Genomic DNA, 14,926 nt, shown 5'->3' with positions numbered 1-14,926 from the left:
GTTGCATGACCGATCACGCGTTGCTTCTGGTCAACCTGGGTTCACCTGCCTCCACCTCGGTGGCGGATGTGCGCAGCTACCTCAATCAATTTCTGATGGACCCGTACGTGATCGACCTGCCATGGCCGGTTCGACGTCTGCTGGTGTCGCTGATCCTGATCAAGCGTCCCGAGCAGTCGGCCCATGCTTATGCCTCGATCTGGTGGGACGAGGGCTCGCCGCTGGTGGTGCTCAGCCGTCGTCTGCAACAAGCCATGACCGCCCAGTGGCACCACGGCCCAGTCGAACTGGCCATGCGTTACGGCGAGCCATCGATCGAATCGACGCTGGTGCGCATGGCCGCCGCGGGGCACAAGCGAATCACGTTGGCGCCGCTATATCCACAGTTTGCCGACAGCACCACCACCACGGTCATCGCGGAAGCCAAACGTGTGGTGCGCGAGAAAAACCTCGACGTGCAGCTGTCGGTGCTCCAGCCTTTTTACGATCAACCAGAGTACCTCGATGCGCTAGTGGCCACGACCCGGCCGCATTTGCAGCAGGGCTTCGATCACTTGCTGATGAGTTTTCATGGATTACCGGAACGGCATCTGAAGAAGCTCAACCCCGGTCACAGCTTCGAGGGCGGCGGTGATTGCTGCGCTGGGGCGCCGCCGGAAGTGGTCGCCACCTGTTATCGCGGCCAGTGCCTGCGTACGGCGGCAGAGTTTGCCAAGCGCATGGGGTTGCCGGAGGGCAAGTGGTCGGTGTCGTTCCAGTCGCGTCTGGGGCGCGCCAAATGGATCGAACCCTACACCGAAGCACGCCTCGATGAATTGGCCAAAAGCGGGGTGAAAAAGGTTCTGGTGATGTGCCCGGCGTTCGTTGCCGATTGCATCGAGACGCTGGAAGAGATCGGAGATCGCGGGAAGGAGCAATTCCGCGCCGCGGGGGGCGAGGACCTGGTGCTGGTGCCGTGCCTCAACGATGATCCGCATTGGGCGCGGGCGTTGAGTGTGTTGTGCGAAAGGGCGCCGTTGACACTTTAAAAGCTTCGCGAGCAGGCTCGCTCCCACAGGGAAATACATTCCAAATTGTGGGAGCGAGCTTGCTCGCGATAGCTATCTGGCAGACTACAAGTATCTCAAGCCGTTAGATCAGCGGCTCATTCGCCTTCTTGTGCTTCCAGCTGTCGTTGCCAGGCAGGATCAGGTTCAAGCCAATCGCCACCACCGCGCACAGCGCGATGCCTTTGAGGCCGAAATCGTCCGGCCCGGTGCCGGTGCCGATCAGCACGCCGCCGATCCCGAACACCAGGGTCACCGACACAATCACCAGATTGCGCGCCTCGCCCAGATCGATTTTGTGGCGGATCAGCGTGTTCATCCCCACCGCCGCAATCGAACCGAACAACAGGCACAGAATCCCGCCCATCACCGGTACGGGAATGCTTTGCAGCAGTGCGCCGAACTTGCCGATGAACGCCAGGCTGATGGCGAAGATCGCCGCCCAGGTCATGATTTTCGGGTTGTAGTTCTTGGTCAGCATGACCGCGCCGGTCACTTCGGCGTAGGTGGTGTTGGGCGGGCCGCCGAACAGACCGGCCGCCGTGGTGGCAATGCCGTCGCCGAGCAGGGTGCGGTGCAGGCCAGGCTTCTTCAGGTAATCACGGCCGGTCACGCTACCCACGGCAATCACGCCGCCGATGTGTTCGATGGCCGGGGCCAGGGCTACCGGAACGATGAACAGAATCGCCTGCCAGTTGAATTCCGGCGCGGTGAAGTGTGGGATGGCGAACCATGGTGCCGCTGCAATCTTCGCCGTGTCGACCACGCCGAAGTAGAACGCCATGCCAAAGCCCACCAGCACGCCGGAGATGATCGGTACCAGGCGGAAGATGCCCTTGCCGAAAACCGCAACGATCAGCGTGGTCAGCAGCGCGGGCATCGAGATCATCATTGCCGTCTGGTAATGAATCAGCTCGCTGCCGTCACCGGCCTTGCCCATGGCCATGTTGGCGGCAATCGGCGCCATGGCCAGGCCGATCGAGATGATCACGGGTCCGATCACTACCGGCGGCAGCAGGCGGTCGATGAAACCGGTGCCTTTGATCTTCACCGCGAGGCCGAGGAAGGTGTAGACGAAACCCGCCGCCATCACACCGCCCATGGTCGCGGCGAGGCCAAACTGGCCCTTGGCGAGAATGATCGGGGTGATGAAGGCAAAGCTCGATGCCAGGAACACCGGCACCTGACGCCCGGTGACGATCTGGAACAGGATCGTCCCCAGGCCGGCCGTGAACAGCGCCACGTTCGGGTCGAGGCCGGTGATCAGCGGCATCAACACCAGGGCGCCGAAGGCCACGAACAGCATCTGTGCACCCGACAGCACTGTGCGCCAGAGCGGATCGTTGAACTCTTGCTGCATGGTCACGCGTCCTTCTGCTTGGTGCCGAAGATCTTGTCACCGGCATCGCCCAGCCCTGGGATGATGTAGCCGTGTTCGTTCAGTTTTTGATCAATGGAAGCGGTGTAGATGATCACGTCCGGGTGAGCTTTCTCGACCACGGCGATGCCTTCTGGCGCGGCGACCAGCACCATGGCGCGGATGTCCTTGCAGCCGGCTTTTTTCAGTAGGTCGATGGTGGCAACCATCGAGCCGCCGGTGGCGAGCATCGGGTCGATGATCATGGCCAGGCGTTCGTCGATTTCCGGCACCAGCTTCTCGAGGTAGGTGTGGGCTTCGAGGGTTTCCTCGTTGCGGGCCACGCCCACGGCGCTGACCTTGGCGCCCGGGATCAGGCTGAGCACGCCTTCGAGCATGCCGATGCCGGCACGCAGAATCGGTACCACGGTGATTTTCTTGCCGGCGATTTTCTCGACCGATACGGTGCCGCACCAGCCTTCGATATCGTAGGATTCCAGCGGCAGGTCTTTGGTAGCTTCATAGGTCAGCAGGGCGCCGACTTCCTGAGCGAGCTCACGGAAATTCTTCGTGCTGATGTCTGCGCGGCGCATAAGGCCAAGTTTATGACGGATCAGCGGGTGGCGGATCTCATGGATGGGCATGGGGAAAGGCTCCGGCGGCGGGCAAAAAAACCGGCCTAGATTAATCTATCCGAGGGTGTTGTCCTATAGACATACAGTACGTTAGTCCACAAACGCTTGATCTGGCCGTGCGGGATGCGTACCTTTGCCCGCTTTTCCGAATCCGTCCCTCCCCCTCAAACCCCCTGGAGAGCGCCATGTCCGCTGATCTCGAGCATATCCGTCAAATCATGCGAGAGGCTGACTGCCTGTACACCGAAGCTGAAGTCGAGGCGGCCATCGCCCGCGTCGGTGCACAAATCAACGAGCAAATGGCCGACAGCAACCCGGTGGTGTTCTGCGTGATGAACGGCGGGCTGATTTTCTCCGGCAAGCTGCTGACTTATCTGCAGTTCCCGCTGGAAGCGTCCTACCTGCACGCTACTCGCTATCGCAACGAAACCAGCGGCGGCGACCTGTTCTGGAAAGCCAAGCCGGAAGTTTCCTTCATCGACCGTGATGTGCTGATCATCGACGACATCCTCGACGAAGGTCACACCCTGGGCGCGATTATCGACTTCTGCAAACATGCTGGCGCACGTAAAGTGCACACTGCCGTGCTGATCGACAAAGACCACGACCGCAAGGCCCGTCCGGACCTCAAGGCCGATTTCGTCGGTCTGCCGTGCATCGATCGCTACATCTTCGGTTACGGCATGGACTACAAAGGCTACTGGCGTAACGCCAACGGAATTTTCGCCGTTAAAGGAATGTAAGACATGGATACGCCTCGCTTTCTGGATCAGACCTTGTTCGCCGAGCTGGCCGGGAAAGCCGCGGCCAACCCTCGTGGGCGCCAGCATCACAACTTCCATCAGATGGAAGACGCTTGCCATCGCATGGCGGTGGGGTTGCAGCCGTTCACGTATATCCCGCCTCACCGGCATTTGGGCGACAACAAGGCCGAAACCCTGTTGGTCCTCAAGGGCCGGCTGGGCGTGTTGATCTTCGATGAGACCGGTACGGTGCTGAGCAAGACCGTGCTTCAGGCCGGTGGCGATTGTGTTGGCGTGGACCTGCCAACCGGTGTGTTCCACGGTGTGGTGGTGCTGGAGGCCGACAGCCTGATGTTCGAATGCAAGGCTGGCCCTTACCGTCCGGTCGGTGAAGGTGAGCTGGCGCATTGGGCGCCGCGCGAAGGCGAGCCCGGTGTTGCCGAGTATCAGGCCTGGATGCGCGCGCAGTTCGACTGATGCGCTTTTTGTAACCCGCCCTCCGGAGCCTGTCATGAGCCGTTCGATCCGCTGTTGCGCCGCCTTGTTGCTGACCCTCAGCCTGCCTCTGGCTGCCGCACCTGCGCCCATGCACAGTCAATTTCTGCCGCCGGACGATCTCACTCTGCGCGATGCTGATCCCGAACAGCAGCAACTGATGCAGGTCACCGATTATTCGGTGGTGGTCGGCGCTCAGCGTCAATCCAACCAACAGCCGATTCCGGTCACGTCGCCACTGATGATTCGTCTCAAGGGCAAATCCCTGAACAAGGGCGCCACCATCAGTCAGGTGCTGGTCAACTTCGATGGTGAAAGCAAAAGCCTGAAGAAGCCGGTCTACGACGACAAGAGCAAAACCCTGACCCTCTATTACCCGCTCGCTCAATACCGGGTAGTGATCGACTTGCTGCGCAATGACACGGTGTATTGCCAGTTTCTCAGCTACGCCAATGGCCATGTCTGGGCCGATCTGCACACCGGCAGCACTCGTCCGCGTTGAGCCCTGTGCCTGCGCAGGGGTAAACTGCCCGCCCGTGTAATGTCTGCGAGCTGGAGTCGGCAATGCGTAAAGATAAAAAACAAGTGATTGGTGACGAGATCGGCGATGAGCAGATCAAGTTGTTCCTCGATTTCGAACCGGTCGACGCGACTTCTCCGTCCCTGCACAAACTGGTCAAGGCCTACCGTGGCCTGCGTATCGACGATTTCGAGCGTTTCCTGACGTTCTTCGTCGAAGCGGGTTACGACGTGAATGGCAAGGATGAGCACGGCAATGACTTTGTTGCCCTGATCAAGGATCAGCGCAATGCGCCGGATTACATCGAGCTGATCGAAAAAGCTCGCGGTTAAAAATCAAAAGATCGCAGCCTTCGGCAGCTCCTACTTTGGAACGGCGTACCTCCTGTAGGAGCTGCCGAAGGCTGCGATCTTATAAAGGCATAAAAAAACGCCCCGCTCTCAGTGAGAACGGGGCGTTTTTTATAAGGCCGAATCAAGCGTAGCTTTCGGTCTCGCTGCTGGCTTCAACCAGTTCCAGGGCAACGTTGTTCTGCGCGTTGATCTTGCGATACAGCGTAGCGTCGGTTTCCAGAACCTTTTCCCGGGCCGGGAAGATTTCGGCCAGTTTGGTGGCCCATTCGCCTATTGCTTGGCTCGGGAAGCATTTTTCGATCAGCTCAAGCATGATCGAAACGGTCACCGAAGCACCTGGCGAAGCGCCGAGCAGTGCCGCCAGGGAACCGTCCTTGGCCGCGACCAGTTCGGTACCGAATTGCAGGATGCCGCCTTTTTTCGGGTCTTTCTTGATGATCTGCACCCGTTGGCCGGCCACTTCCAGGCGCCAGTCTTCGGCTTTCGCTTGCGGGTAGAAGCGACGCAGGGATTCCAGGCGCTGCTCCATCGACTGCATCACTTCGCTGACCAGGTACTTGGTCAGGTCCATGTTGTTTTTCGCCACGGACAGCATCGGACCGATGTTGCCGGCACGAACCGACATCGGCAGGTCCATGAAGGAACCGTGCTTGAGGAACTTGGTGGTGAAGCCGGCGTATGGTCCGAACAGCAGGGACTTCTTGCCTTCGACCACGCGGGTGTCCAGGTGCGGCACGGACATTGGCGGCGAACCCACGGCAGCCTGGCTGTAGACCTTGGCCTGGTGGTGCTTGACCACTTCCGGGTTGTCGCAACGCAGCCACTGGCCGCTGATCGGGAAGCCGCCGAAGCCTTTGCTTTCTTCGATGCCCGAAGCCTGCAGCAACGGCAGTGCCGCGCCGCCAGCGCCGAGGAAGACGAATTTGGCGTCGACTTCACGGGTGTTGCCGCTGTTGACGTCCTTGATGCTGACGGTCCAGCCGCCATTGCTACGCTTGAGGCCGGTCACGCGCTTGCAGTACTTGACCTGGGCGTCGGGTGCGCTGGTCAGGTGCTTGAGCAACTGGTTGGTCAGGGCGCCAAAGTTGACGTCGGTGCCGTTGATCACGCGGGTCGCGGCGAGGGTTTCGCCAGGATCGCGGCCAGGCATCATCAACGGCATCCACTCGGCCATCTTGGCCTTGTCTTCGGTGTATTCCATGTCGGCGAAGGCGTGGTGCTTGCTCAGCACCTTGAAGCGTTCCTTGAGGAAGGACACGCCGCTGTCGCCCTGCACGAAACTCAGGTGTGGCACCGGGCTGATAAACGATTTGCACGAGCCGAACGTGCCTTTTTTGGTCAGGTACGACCAGAACTGCTTCGACACCTCGAACTGGGTGTTGATGTGCACGGCTTTCTTGATGTCGACGGCGCCATTGGCGGCCTGCGGCGTGTAGTTGAGCTCACACAGCCCGGCGTGACCGGTACCGGCGTTGTTCCACGGGTTGGAACTCTCCGCGGCACCGGAATCCATCAGCTCGACGACTTCCAGCTTGATCGCGGGGTCGAGCTCTTTGAGCAGTACTGCAAGGGTGGCACTCATGATGCCGGCCCCAACCAGTACTACGTCGACTGCTTCGTTATGCGCCATTTAACGCGTCTCCAAAATCTGCAGCACCAAATTGTCGGCATGGCTGCCAGGAGTGACGGGGCGTGTCAGTGTTGCCCCAGGTACCCATGGCAGGATCGCCATGTCCGAATCTTCGTAATTTATCGCAACTTCGACGGACGCTACCTGCCGGGCCTATGAGCCATATGAACTCATTTCAGCGCGCGGGAGGCAATTCGACTTATGGTCGATACATCCGTTTGTGCAACCAAATCCGTAGCGGACAGGCTTCAGGCTCCGGTGTTCGAGGAATACTCGGTCCTGTGTCGTTGGGCTGTTGTAGACGCTAATGGTGCATGTTCAGACGCAAAACTATTCATTTGCTCGCCACACTCTTGTGAAGTTGTGAAAACCCGTTTTTTTCACGCTCTTTTGAAGACGTGAACCTCAAAAAGGGCTGTCCCAGCCTGGCACCGTGCCCGGATGGATTACCGCCATGGGATACAGGGCAGGCAAAACGGGCAAACAGCTCAGTGACCGAGCGTAATGACAGCTCTGCAGATTCGCGAAAAGTGGAGGTTTTGCTCAACAAAACAGCAAGCGCGCCAGCTTCACTCGATCTGTGTGGGCGGCTCTCTGTGGGCGGTGCGGGGTGTCAATACAAGCGCATTGACGATGCTGCGAGGCCCGATCAGGAGACGTCCTTATAATCGGGGGGAGATTGTATCTAAGAAACGCAGGGAAATGGTCGTGTTTAATGACTTTTATTAGGTGTTTGGTCAGGTCGTCATCAGTTGCTGTGCACGCGAGCGTGGCTGTTGCTGCTGCGAAACGACACGAGCGCCGGCCGGTAGCGGCTGATTCAGCCAGTTCAGGCGGATCTCTTCGATTTCAACCCAGCCATCGCCCATGGGCTGGAGGCTGCATTGTTTGAAGGCCTGGCAGTGGCCATTGCGGTCGAGCAGGGCGAAGCAGCGATGCAGTGGGCGTGGCGCGAACAGAGAGATCAGATGGCGCATGGTGGAGTACCTTGTTGGTTTTCTGAAGAAAACGATAATCGCAAGCCATTACGTGCAAGTGTATGAGTGGTGACATCTATGTGACAGGAACCGCATTCCCGAGGAGTTGTCAGAGAATTCATCAAACACTGTGCGGTGCTGGTTCCCCGCAGTGGCGCACCGCTATACTGCCGGCCTGTTTGTGCCTGATTCTGGAGAGAAGAGCATGTTGCAACGCCTGTTGTTCGGTTTGATCACTGTGACCAGTTTGACCCTGGTTGGCTGCGCCCACAGCCCGCAACAACTGAGCCCGGAACCCAAGCTGACCGCCCAATTGGCCCCGGTCGGCCATGGCCAGCCTGTCGTGGTACGTGTAGTGGACGGTCGTCCGTCGCCGACACTGGGCACCCGTGGTGGCCTGTACCCGGAGACCAGCGCGATCACCGTGCAGGGTGCGCAGATCCTGCCGAAGCTGCAGGCCCAGGCTGAAGCCGCCGTGCGTCTGTTGGGCTTCACCCCAACGAACAATGCCATGAATGCACCGCAACTGACCGTGACCCTGGCAGAGTTGAAGTACCAGTCGCCCAAGGAAGGCATGTACGTGACCGAAGCCACCATCGGCGCGACGTTCCGCTCCGATGTACAGAACGCCAACCGTCGCTACAGCGGCCGTTATGGTTCGTCCCTGGACCAGCGCTTCGGTATGGCGCCGAATCAGGAAACCAACACCAAGCTGGTCAGCGATGTGCTCAGTGATGCGTTGACCCGCCTGTTCAAGGATCCGACCGTGGGTCAGATTCTCGGCGAGTAATGCGAGCCATGTAGGAAGATATCGTCAGGCGGCTTGCGAGTAAAAATCCAGCACACTCACACCAGTGAGCAAATCCGTTTCCGGCAAATCCGCATGTTGATGCCCGCCCAAGGCGCAATACACCAGCCAATGGCGGTCCTGCACGTTGAAGGCGAGACTGCCGACGAGGGCTTGTTGCTCTTCGCTGGGGGAGATGAGGTAAAGACGATCCTGGTTTTCGGCGTGGAGCATGACGTGGTCCGTGTCGGTTTCGAGACGCGCATGGTCGCCGATACAGATGACGAAGCCGTGACTCAGGACAGCCATTGATCAATTGCTTCGTTATTTGTCGGAAACAGAGGGCAGGCGCGCAGGCTTTCGGTAGAATTCGCGCCGCGGTCGCCGGTCGGCAGCTGCCACCTGTTTGACTTGAGGTTTGTGATGTCGCTGCACTTGATGACGCTGTTTACTGCCCATCCCGCCAAATTGATCAATCTGCTGGCCTTGCTCTTTGCCTTCCCGGGCGGCTGGTTGCTGCACACTACCCGTCGTCGCGAACTGCGCGCGATGGCCAGTTTGCAGGCGCAGCGCCAGAGTAGTTCCAAAGTAGAGCCTACGCTGGGCTGGGCGACCTTGCGCACGAACCGGTTTTTCTACATCTTCGGCTTTGCCTGCATGGGGATGGCGTTGCTGGTGTCGTGGATCAGCACTCAGGTCTGAACCATTTCAAAGTAAAAGATCGCAGCCTTCGGCAGCTCCTACGGGTGTACATCAATCCTGTGTAGGAGCTGCCGACGGCTGCGATCTTTTGATCTTGATCTAAAGAAAAACGGCGCCCGAAGGCGCCGTTCTCGTATCCAGCCGAAACCGCTTACAGCGGCAACCCTGCCTTCACCCGGTACTGATTGCGTACCGGCGTCGCATATTGCAGCACCAGGAATGGACGATGCTCCTCAGGGCAGGCGTCCAGGCGGCGTTGCCATTCTTCCTGGGCCTTGGCCAGTTCCTCGGCCGGGAACACTTCGGCGGCTTTCGGCACCTGCAACTGCGGATCGGCGTCTTTCCACTGCGCGTAAGCCAGGTAATGCACCGGGAACAAGCGGTATCCGCTGAGGATTTGCCTGTCCATCTCGACCGCCAACTGCTTGGTGTCTTCGAACAGTTCTGTGATCGGTGCGGCAAAGTTCACATGCACCCGGCCCTTGTAGCCGGTGATGCCCTTGGCGATGCTCACGTCATCCTCGCCCGGAACCTTGGTGTAGCTGCCGGTGGTGGCGCGGATGTAAAGCTCGCGGGCCTTGGCCTGGTCGCACGGGTCGTATTCGTAGCTGATCGACACCGGGGTCAGGTTCAGTGACTGAATGACTTCACCGAACGGCTCGTCCTTGCGGCTCATGTGAAACATCTTGAGGATCGCCGATTCGGTACGGTCGTCACCGTCCTTGGCGCGGCCTTCGGCCTGGGCAATCCAGATCGAAGCGCAATCGTTGCGGATCGAATGGTTGATGTACGCCGACAGCAATTGATAGGCCGCCATTTTTTCCCGGCGTCCGCTGATCGAGCGGTGCACGATGAAGCTCTTGTTCAGGCGCATCAGGTCGCTGACGAAAGGCTTTTGCAGCAGGTTGTCGCCAATGGCGATGCGTGGCGTCGGCAGGCCGGCGTGGTACACGGCATAGTTGACGAAGGCCGGGTCCATCACTATATCGCGGTGGTTGGCGATAAACAGGTAGGCACTGCCGGACTTGAACTGCTCCACCCCGGTATAGGTGACACCGTCGGTGGCACGCTCGATGGTGTGGTCGACGTAAACCTCGACTTTGTCCTGTAACGTGGCCACGGAGTTAATGCCGGCAAACTCACGGCGCAACCGATGGGCTATAAGAGGTTTGAGCGCCCAGCCTAAAGAGCCAGCAAAACGCGGAAAGCGGAAGTGGGTGAGGATATCTAGAAACGCCTTGTCGCCGAGCAGTCGTGCCAGCACTGCCGGGACTTCACTGTCGTCGTAAGGTCGGATGGCATCGAATTCGCCCATCATGCTCTCTTGTTAGAAACGGCTAGGGTAAGTAAAGGTTTTGATCGAAAACCGGCGGGGCACGGTCTGAAAAAGTAGCCAGACAAAAATAGCCCTGCAAATAGACCGGCGATTATACGCACAAGTCACCTGGGAGACCGCGATGCTGGAAAACGCGCTGTATGAATGTCCGTATTGTGGTGAGGAAGTAGAGACTACTCTGGATTTGTCCGGCGGCGATCAGACCTATATTGAAGACTGTCAGGTGTGTTGCCGGCCGATAACCTTCGTGTTGCAAGTTCATGGAGAGGAATGGCATCTCGAAGTGTTCAGCGAAAACGAGTGAGGAGCGTGTATGCAGCGCATCTACGATCCGGAAAACCTGATGGAGGGCGAGTTGCTGCAAGGCATGCTCGCCAGCGAGGGTATCGAGTCGCATCTGGTGGGCCGTGATTTGCTCGGCGGCTCCGGCGAGTTGCCGATCTATGGCCTGCTCGGGCTGTCGGTCGAGAACGATCAGGCTGAGTACGCCCGCGAGTTGATCACCGCGTACAATGCCGCGCTGCCGCTGTCCGGCGATGAACCGGACAGCTTTCCCGGCACGCTGGTCTGTTAGGCTGGCGTTCGTTTGATCAAGAGCCGTGTTACCCCATGTGTGGACGTTATGCCCTGTTTCGCTGGAATCCCGCCTTCGCGGCGCTGCCCGGTTTTCCCGCCGACCAGCAGGCGCAGTGGAACATTTCCCCCAACGATTCGGTATTGATGCTGCGGGCCGGGCCTGACGGCCAACGCACGCTGGCCCGTGCCCGCTGGGGCCTGACGCCACCCTGGTTGACCGATCTGTCCCGCACCCCGGCCCACGCCCGTGCCGAAACCGTTGCCGAACAACCGATGTTCCGCGAAGCCCTGCGCCTGCGCCGCTGCCTGTTGCCGGCCAATGGTTTCTACGAATGGCGCGGGACGACGCGCAAGCGCCCGTACTGGCTGACACCGGGGGAGGGCTCGTCATTGTTCTTTGCTGCGATCTGGGAGGCGTATCCGGTGCAGGAGCAGGTATGGCTGAGTACGGCGGTGATCACGCAACCGGCGGCGAGCCAGCGGCGGCCGTTGATTCTTGATGAGGCGGGGCAGGCCGCGTGGCTGGATCCCGAGACGCCATTGCATGCTTTGCAAGCCTTGCTGGCCAGTGAACCTGCCGCGTTGCGCGAACGGGTGCTGGCCAACATGGTGAATGATCCGAAGCTCAATGGGCCGGAGTGTCTGACGCCGGGCTAATCCTGCGCCAGTTCAGGCTCGCTCCCACAGGGATTTACGGCGTTCACGAAACCTGTGGGAGCGGGCTTGCCCGCGATGGGGCCTTTGAATCAGTCCCGGAACTGATTGATCAACCGCCGCTGTTGCTCGGCCAACTTGGTCAAATCGGCATTCGCCGTGCTCGATTCATCCGCACCGCCCGTGCCGGATGTCGTAATTGAATCAATGCACGGTGTGTGGGGCTGCGGCTCGCCCCGGAGTGTGAATTTTTTTCCTGCACCGACGAGAGCTTTGTCTGAATTGTGCGTCTTACGTCCATTGTATATGGCGTCGATACATTTCCACGCCTAGGATACGCGGCATGTTTTCTGGGAGTTTTTTGATGAACAAGATTTTGGTTGTCAGTGCACTGGGCGCAGCGTTGCTGCTCACCGGTTGCCAGTCGGTCAACACCACCAGTGGCGGCGCCGTAGGCGTTGAGCGCAAGCAGTACATGTTCAGCATGTTGTCCTCGCAAGAGGTCGACCAGATGTACGCCCAGTCCTATCAGAAGACAGTGGGCGAAGCGTCAGGCAAAGGTGTGCTGGACAAGACCAGCAATGAAGCCAGGCGGGTTCAGGTGATTGCCGACCGGCTGATTGCCCAGGCGCCGATATTTCGTCCGGACGCGGCCCAGTGGAAGTGGGAAGTCAACCTGATCAAGAGCGATGAACTCAACGCCAACTGCGGCCCTGGCGGCAAGATCATCTTTTACACCGGGCTGATCGACACCCTGAAACTGACCGACGATGAAATCGCCGCGATCATGGGCCATGAAATCGCCCACGCCCTGCGCGAGCATGGTCGTGAGGCGATGTCCAAGGCATATGGCATCGAAATGGCCAAGCAGGGCGCCGGTGCCTTGTTGGGATTGGGCCAGGACACCATGGCCCTGGCCGATACCGTGGCCAACTACGGCATGACCTTGCCCAACAGTCGCGCCAATGAAAACGAAGCGGACCTGATCGGCCTGGAACTGGCGGCCCGTGCTGGCTACAACCCGAATGCCGCGATCACCCTGTGGAACAAGATGAGCAAGGTCTCGGAAGGTGCGCCACCGGAGTTCATGAGCACTCACCCGGCGTCGTCGAGCCGTATTGCGGCGTTGCAGGCGGCGATTCCGAAAGTCATGCCGCTTTACGAGCAAGCCAAGAAGTCCTGATCTGCATTCAATGACACTTGTGGCGAGGGAGCTTGCTCCCTCGCCACAATGACTGCCTTACCCCGTCAAACCCACCCGCTGCTCTGCATCGCCTTGTACACCGCGACAATCGCCAGGATGAAGAACGCCGACGCCGCCAGTCGACGGATCAGGGTCAATGGCAATTTGTCCGCGGCAAAGTTACCGGCCAATACCACGGGCACGTTGGCAATCAACATGCCGAGGGTGGTGCCGATGATCACCAGCCACAGCTCCGGATATTGCGCAGCCAGCATCACGGTCGCGATTTGCGTTTTGTCGCCGATTTCCGCCAGGAAGAACGCGATCAGCGTAGTCAGGAACGGCCCGAACTTGCGGGCGGTGCTGGCTTCGTCGTCATCCATCTTGTCCGGCACCAGGGTCCACAGTGCGGTCGCGGCGAAGCTCGCGGCGAGGATCCAGTGCAGCATCGTATCCGAGAAGAAACTCCCGACCCAGGCGCCGACTGCACCGGCGGCCGCGTGGTTGGCCAGGGTCGCGGCAACGATGCCGGCGATGATCGGCCAGGGCTTGCGGAAGCGGGCAGCGAGAATGAGTGCGAGCAGTTGCGTCTTGTCGCCGATTTCGGCCAAGGCAACGATTGCGGTAGGTACGAGTAGTGAATCCAGCATCAGGGGTTTTCCTAAGGGGCGGGTCGACACGGCTATGACACGTACAGCCTTCCCGCCCCGGGTAAGGTGTGCGTGTCATAGGTCTTGTCAAACCCTGCGATCCATCTGATGTGGATGCTTGGGTCGCATGCGCCATGGTCTTTTGACCAAGTATGTTGACGCATGCCGGACGAGCGTGGCGCTCGTGGGAGACTACTCCCCTAGGACGGAGCGGATTCTGCCTAGGCAAAATCCATTCGGCAAGCCCTCTTTTTCAAAAGAAGATCTAACCGCGTTTGGCCCGGTAGATTCTGAAACCCTGTCCTTCGGCCTTGATCGCACACACGCCCAAATGCTCTTCGATCAGTGGTTGGTACTTCAGGAAGCTATTCGCTACCAAGCGAAGTTCGCCACCGTTTTTCAGATGTTTGGCGGCTTTTCGCAGCAAATTCTCCGTTGCGAAATAGTCGGTGTGCACACCGACATGGAACGGCGGATTGCTCAGAATCGCACTCAAACCCATCGGCGCGGCATCGATTCCGTCACCGGTAATCACTTCGGCTTCCAGACCATTGGCAGCCAGGGTCAGACGACTGCTGGCAGCGGCAAAGGCATCCACATCCAGCAAAGTGACCTGGTTGTGCGGATAGCGACGTTTCACCGCCGCGCCCAAGACCCCTGCGCCGCAACCGAAATCGAGCAAGTGACCGCTGGGCAGTTTGTCCAGATGCTCCAGCAGCAGCGCGCTGCCGCGATCCAGGCGACCATGGCTGAACACCCCCGGCAGGCTGATGACCTTCAACGGGCCTTCGGCCAGCGGTAGTTCGTAGGTTTGCGCCAGGCTTTCCAGCGGTTTGGCTTCAGGCGCGTTGGCCACGGTGACCAGCCAGAGCTGGCAGTGGCGCGCGCTGTCGAGTTTGCGCGGCTTGCCGAACGGGTTGAGTTGTTTGGCGGCACCTTCGATGCCGCTTTTTTTCTCGCCGACCAGGTACAACTCGCGGCCTGCCAGCCGCGAGGCGAGGGCATTGAGGATGTAGTCGGTCAGGTCCTTGGCTTTGGGCAGAAACACCACCGCGGTATCGAACCCGCGCTCCGGCGCATTCACACCAAAATGGCTACGCCCGGCAAAGCGGGCGTCCAGCGCGGCCTGGTCGCCAGCATGCCAGCACCAACCGTGGGCGTTGGGCAGACGGCCCAGCAAGTCGTCGGCGGGCAAACCGGCCAACAACACCGAACCCTGGAATAACTCGGCCTGGCGAAGCAGTACTTCACTGCGCGGATCCATAACTGCTCCCGTGAAAAA

19 protein-coding genes, 1 pseudogene and 1 riboswitch are annotated in these 14,926 nt (G+C 59.4%); of the genes and pseudogenes, 11 read left to right on the top strand and 9 right to left on the bottom strand.

Features of this window, described 5'->3' with window-relative positions; all coding sequences use genetic code 11:
• Window positions 1-5: 5 nt before the first annotated feature.
• Window positions 6-1,028: a ferrochelatase gene (gene hemH, locus AC1D1M_RS20675; RefSeq protein ID WP_477777038.1), complete on the top strand. Its 1,023-nt coding sequence runs from the start codon at window positions 6-8 to the stop codon at window positions 1,026-1,028.
• A 103-nt stretch (window positions 1,029-1,131) separates the two neighbouring features.
• Here hemH and AC1D1M_RS20670 read toward each other — a convergent pair whose 3' ends face one another.
• Together AC1D1M_RS20670 and upp are read right to left on the bottom strand one after the other, a co-directional pair.
• Window positions 1,132-2,406 carry a uracil-xanthine permease family protein gene (locus AC1D1M_RS20670; protein WP_057713328.1) on the bottom strand — a complete coding sequence of 425 codons (1,275 nt, stop codon included), beginning with the start codon at window positions 2,404-2,406 and terminating at the stop codon, window positions 1,132-1,134.
• 2 nt (window positions 2,407-2,408) lie between these two features.
• Window positions 2,409-3,047: a uracil phosphoribosyltransferase gene (gene upp / locus AC1D1M_RS20665; RefSeq protein WP_102671705.1), complete on the bottom strand. Its 639-nt coding sequence runs from the start codon at window positions 3,045-3,047 to the stop codon at window positions 2,409-2,411.
• Window positions 3,048-3,223: 176 nt separating this feature from the next.
• On the opposite strand from upp, the gene AC1D1M_RS20660 reads away from it, so the two are divergent.
• The 4 genes from AC1D1M_RS20660 to AC1D1M_RS20645 all read left to right on the top strand — a co-directional run bounded on the left by AC1D1M_RS20660 (window position 3,224) and on the right by AC1D1M_RS20645 (window position 5,128).
• Window positions 3,224-3,781, top strand: a complete 558-nt coding sequence (locus AC1D1M_RS20660) for a hypoxanthine-guanine phosphoribosyltransferase (protein WP_007981338.1) — start codon at window positions 3,224-3,226, stop codon at window positions 3,779-3,781.
• Between the two features lie 3 nt (window positions 3,782-3,784).
• Window positions 3,785-4,258, top strand: a complete 474-nt coding sequence (locus AC1D1M_RS20655) for a WbuC family cupin fold metalloprotein (protein ID WP_477777037.1) — start codon at window positions 3,785-3,787, stop codon at window positions 4,256-4,258.
• A 34-nt stretch (window positions 4,259-4,292) separates the two neighbouring features.
• Window positions 4,293-4,778 (top strand): hypothetical protein, encoded by a 486-nt coding sequence (locus AC1D1M_RS20650; protein WP_108214879.1) that lies wholly within the window; start codon window positions 4,293-4,295, stop codon window positions 4,776-4,778.
• Between the two features lie 62 nt (window positions 4,779-4,840).
• The gene (locus AC1D1M_RS20645; protein ID WP_015096805.1) at window positions 4,841-5,128 is read left to right on the top strand and encodes a PA4642 family protein; all 288 of its coding nucleotides are present in this window, start codon (window positions 4,841-4,843) and stop codon (window positions 5,126-5,128) included.
• A gap of 142 nt (window positions 5,129-5,270) precedes the next feature.
• Here the strand turns inward: AC1D1M_RS20645 and mqo are convergent, their stop codons facing one another.
• Window positions 5,271-6,779, bottom strand: a complete 1,509-nt coding sequence (gene mqo / locus AC1D1M_RS20640; protein ID WP_477777036.1) for a malate dehydrogenase (quinone) — start codon at window positions 6,777-6,779, stop codon at window positions 5,271-5,273.
• A gap of 737 nt (window positions 6,780-7,516) precedes the next feature.
• Window positions 7,517-7,756 carry a hypothetical protein gene (locus AC1D1M_RS20635; protein WP_116264370.1) on the bottom strand — a complete coding sequence of 80 codons (240 nt, stop codon included), beginning with the start codon at window positions 7,754-7,756 and terminating at the stop codon, window positions 7,517-7,519.
• A gap of 205 nt (window positions 7,757-7,961) precedes the next feature.
• Here AC1D1M_RS20635 and AC1D1M_RS20630 point away from each other — a divergent pair, with 205 nt between their 5' ends.
• Complete coding sequence (locus AC1D1M_RS20630) at window positions 7,962-8,546, top strand: YajG family lipoprotein (protein WP_007973847.1); 585 nt, start codon at window positions 7,962-7,964, stop codon at window positions 8,544-8,546.
• A gap of 24 nt (window positions 8,547-8,570) precedes the next feature.
• Here the strand turns inward: AC1D1M_RS20630 and AC1D1M_RS20625 are convergent, their stop codons facing one another.
• Window positions 8,571-8,777 (bottom strand): hypothetical protein, encoded by a 207-nt coding sequence (locus AC1D1M_RS20625; protein WP_477777076.1) that lies wholly within the window; start codon window positions 8,775-8,777, stop codon window positions 8,571-8,573.
• 189 nt (window positions 8,778-8,966) lie between these two features.
• On the opposite strand from AC1D1M_RS20625, the gene AC1D1M_RS20620 reads away from it, so the two are divergent.
• A complete protein-coding gene (locus AC1D1M_RS20620) occupies window positions 8,967-9,245 on the top strand; it encodes a hypothetical protein (RefSeq protein WP_477777035.1) in 279 nt (92 codons plus the stop codon).
• A gap of 151 nt (window positions 9,246-9,396) precedes the next feature.
• Here the strand turns inward: AC1D1M_RS20620 and AC1D1M_RS20615 are convergent, their stop codons facing one another.
• Complete coding sequence (locus AC1D1M_RS20615) at window positions 9,397-10,563, bottom strand: 1-acyl-sn-glycerol-3-phosphate acyltransferase (protein ID WP_477777034.1); 1,167 nt, start codon at window positions 10,561-10,563, stop codon at window positions 9,397-9,399.
• 139 nt (window positions 10,564-10,702) lie between these two features.
• Here AC1D1M_RS20615 and AC1D1M_RS20610 point away from each other — a divergent pair, with 139 nt between their 5' ends.
• Genes AC1D1M_RS20610 through AC1D1M_RS20600 form a run of 3 tightly spaced genes read left to right on the top strand, consistent with a single transcriptional unit; the run spans window position 10,703 to window position 11,814 of the window.
• Window positions 10,703-10,885 carry a CPXCG motif-containing cysteine-rich protein gene (locus AC1D1M_RS20610; RefSeq protein WP_085715945.1) on the top strand — a complete coding sequence of 61 codons (183 nt, stop codon included), beginning with the start codon at window positions 10,703-10,705 and terminating at the stop codon, window positions 10,883-10,885.
• Window positions 10,886-10,894: 9 nt separating this feature from the next.
• Window positions 10,895-11,155, top strand: coding sequence for a putative signal transducing protein (locus AC1D1M_RS20605; RefSeq protein WP_015096800.1), 261 nt, complete (start codon window positions 10,895-10,897; stop codon window positions 11,153-11,155).
• 35 nt (window positions 11,156-11,190) lie between these two features.
• A complete protein-coding gene (locus AC1D1M_RS20600) occupies window positions 11,191-11,814 on the top strand; it encodes an SOS response-associated peptidase (protein ID WP_007981312.1) in 624 nt (207 codons plus the stop codon).
• Between the two features lie 89 nt (window positions 11,815-11,903).
• On the opposite strand, the pseudogene AC1D1M_RS20595 reads toward AC1D1M_RS20600, so the two are convergent.
• Window positions 11,904-11,996: pseudogene (locus AC1D1M_RS20595) on the bottom strand (hypothetical protein); the annotation flags it as partial.
• A 179-nt stretch (window positions 11,997-12,175) separates the two neighbouring features.
• Here AC1D1M_RS20595 and AC1D1M_RS20590 point away from each other — a divergent pair.
• Window positions 12,176-12,994: a M48 family metallopeptidase gene (locus AC1D1M_RS20590; RefSeq protein WP_477777033.1), complete on the top strand. Its 819-nt coding sequence runs from the start codon at window positions 12,176-12,178 to the stop codon at window positions 12,992-12,994.
• 65 nt (window positions 12,995-13,059) lie between these two features.
• Here AC1D1M_RS20590 and AC1D1M_RS20585 read toward each other — a convergent pair whose 3' ends face one another.
• A complete protein-coding gene (locus AC1D1M_RS20585) occupies window positions 13,060-13,644 on the bottom strand; it encodes a TMEM165/GDT1 family protein (protein WP_008016665.1) in 585 nt (194 codons plus the stop codon).
• A gap of 89 nt (window positions 13,645-13,733) precedes the next feature.
• Window positions 13,734-13,858: riboswitch (yybP-ykoY riboswitch) on the bottom strand.
• A gap of 51 nt (window positions 13,859-13,909) precedes the next feature.
• Window positions 13,910-14,908 carry a methyltransferase gene (locus AC1D1M_RS20580; protein WP_477777032.1) on the bottom strand — a complete coding sequence of 333 codons (999 nt, stop codon included), beginning with the start codon at window positions 14,906-14,908 and terminating at the stop codon, window positions 13,910-13,912.
• Window positions 14,909-14,926 lie beyond the last annotated feature (18 nt).

The organism is Pseudomonas sp. P1_F7 (assembly GCF_056405655.1).
The sequence above is the reverse complement of the archived record's forward strand: the minus strand, read 5'-3'. Positions and strand labels throughout refer to the sequence as shown.

Coding starts and splice junctions, on each gene's coding strand:
- AC1D1M_RS20605 (WP_015096800.1), top strand. CDS start 10,895: ATGCAGCGCATCTACGATCCGGAAAACCTGATGGAGGGCGAGTTGCTG.
- AC1D1M_RS20655 (WP_477777037.1), top strand. CDS start 3,785: ATGGATACGCCTCGCTTTCTGGATCAGACCTTGTTCGCCGAGCTGGCC.
- AC1D1M_RS20650 (WP_108214879.1), top strand. CDS start 4,293: ATGAGCCGTTCGATCCGCTGTTGCGCCGCCTTGTTGCTGACCCTCAGC.
- mqo (WP_477777036.1), bottom strand. CDS start 6,779: ATGGCGCATAACGAAGCAGTCGACGTAGTACTGGTTGGGGCCGGCATC.
- AC1D1M_RS20660 (WP_007981338.1), top strand. CDS start 3,224: ATGTCCGCTGATCTCGAGCATATCCGTCAAATCATGCGAGAGGCTGAC.
- AC1D1M_RS20585 (WP_008016665.1), bottom strand. CDS start 13,644: ATGCTGGATTCACTACTCGTACCTACCGCAATCGTTGCCTTGGCCGAA.
- AC1D1M_RS20670 (WP_057713328.1), bottom strand. CDS start 2,406: ATGCAGCAAGAGTTCAACGATCCGCTCTGGCGCACAGTGCTGTCGGGT.
- upp (WP_102671705.1), bottom strand. CDS start 3,047: ATGCCCATCCATGAGATCCGCCACCCGCTGATCCGTCATAAACTTGGC.
- AC1D1M_RS20580 (WP_477777032.1), bottom strand. CDS start 14,908: ATGGATCCGCGCAGTGAAGTACTGCTTCGCCAGGCCGAGTTATTCCAG.
- AC1D1M_RS20645 (WP_015096805.1), top strand. CDS start 4,841: ATGCGTAAAGATAAAAAACAAGTGATTGGTGACGAGATCGGCGATGAG.
- AC1D1M_RS20635 (WP_116264370.1), bottom strand. CDS start 7,756: ATGCGCCATCTGATCTCTCTGTTCGCGCCACGCCCACTGCATCGCTGC.
- AC1D1M_RS20630 (WP_007973847.1), top strand. CDS start 7,962: ATGTTGCAACGCCTGTTGTTCGGTTTGATCACTGTGACCAGTTTGACC.
- AC1D1M_RS20620 (WP_477777035.1), top strand. CDS start 8,967: ATGTCGCTGCACTTGATGACGCTGTTTACTGCCCATCCCGCCAAATTG.
- AC1D1M_RS20615 (WP_477777034.1), bottom strand. CDS start 10,563: ATGATGGGCGAATTCGATGCCATCCGACCTTACGACGACAGTGAAGTC.
- AC1D1M_RS20610 (WP_085715945.1), top strand. CDS start 10,703: ATGCTGGAAAACGCGCTGTATGAATGTCCGTATTGTGGTGAGGAAGTA.
- hemH (WP_477777038.1), top strand. CDS start 6: ATGACCGATCACGCGTTGCTTCTGGTCAACCTGGGTTCACCTGCCTCC.
- AC1D1M_RS20590 (WP_477777033.1), top strand. CDS start 12,176: ATGAACAAGATTTTGGTTGTCAGTGCACTGGGCGCAGCGTTGCTGCTC.
- AC1D1M_RS20625 (WP_477777076.1), bottom strand. CDS start 8,777: ATGCTCCACGCCGAAAACCAGGATCGTCTTTACCTCATCTCCCCCAGC.
- AC1D1M_RS20600 (WP_007981312.1), top strand. CDS start 11,191: ATGTGTGGACGTTATGCCCTGTTTCGCTGGAATCCCGCCTTCGCGGCG.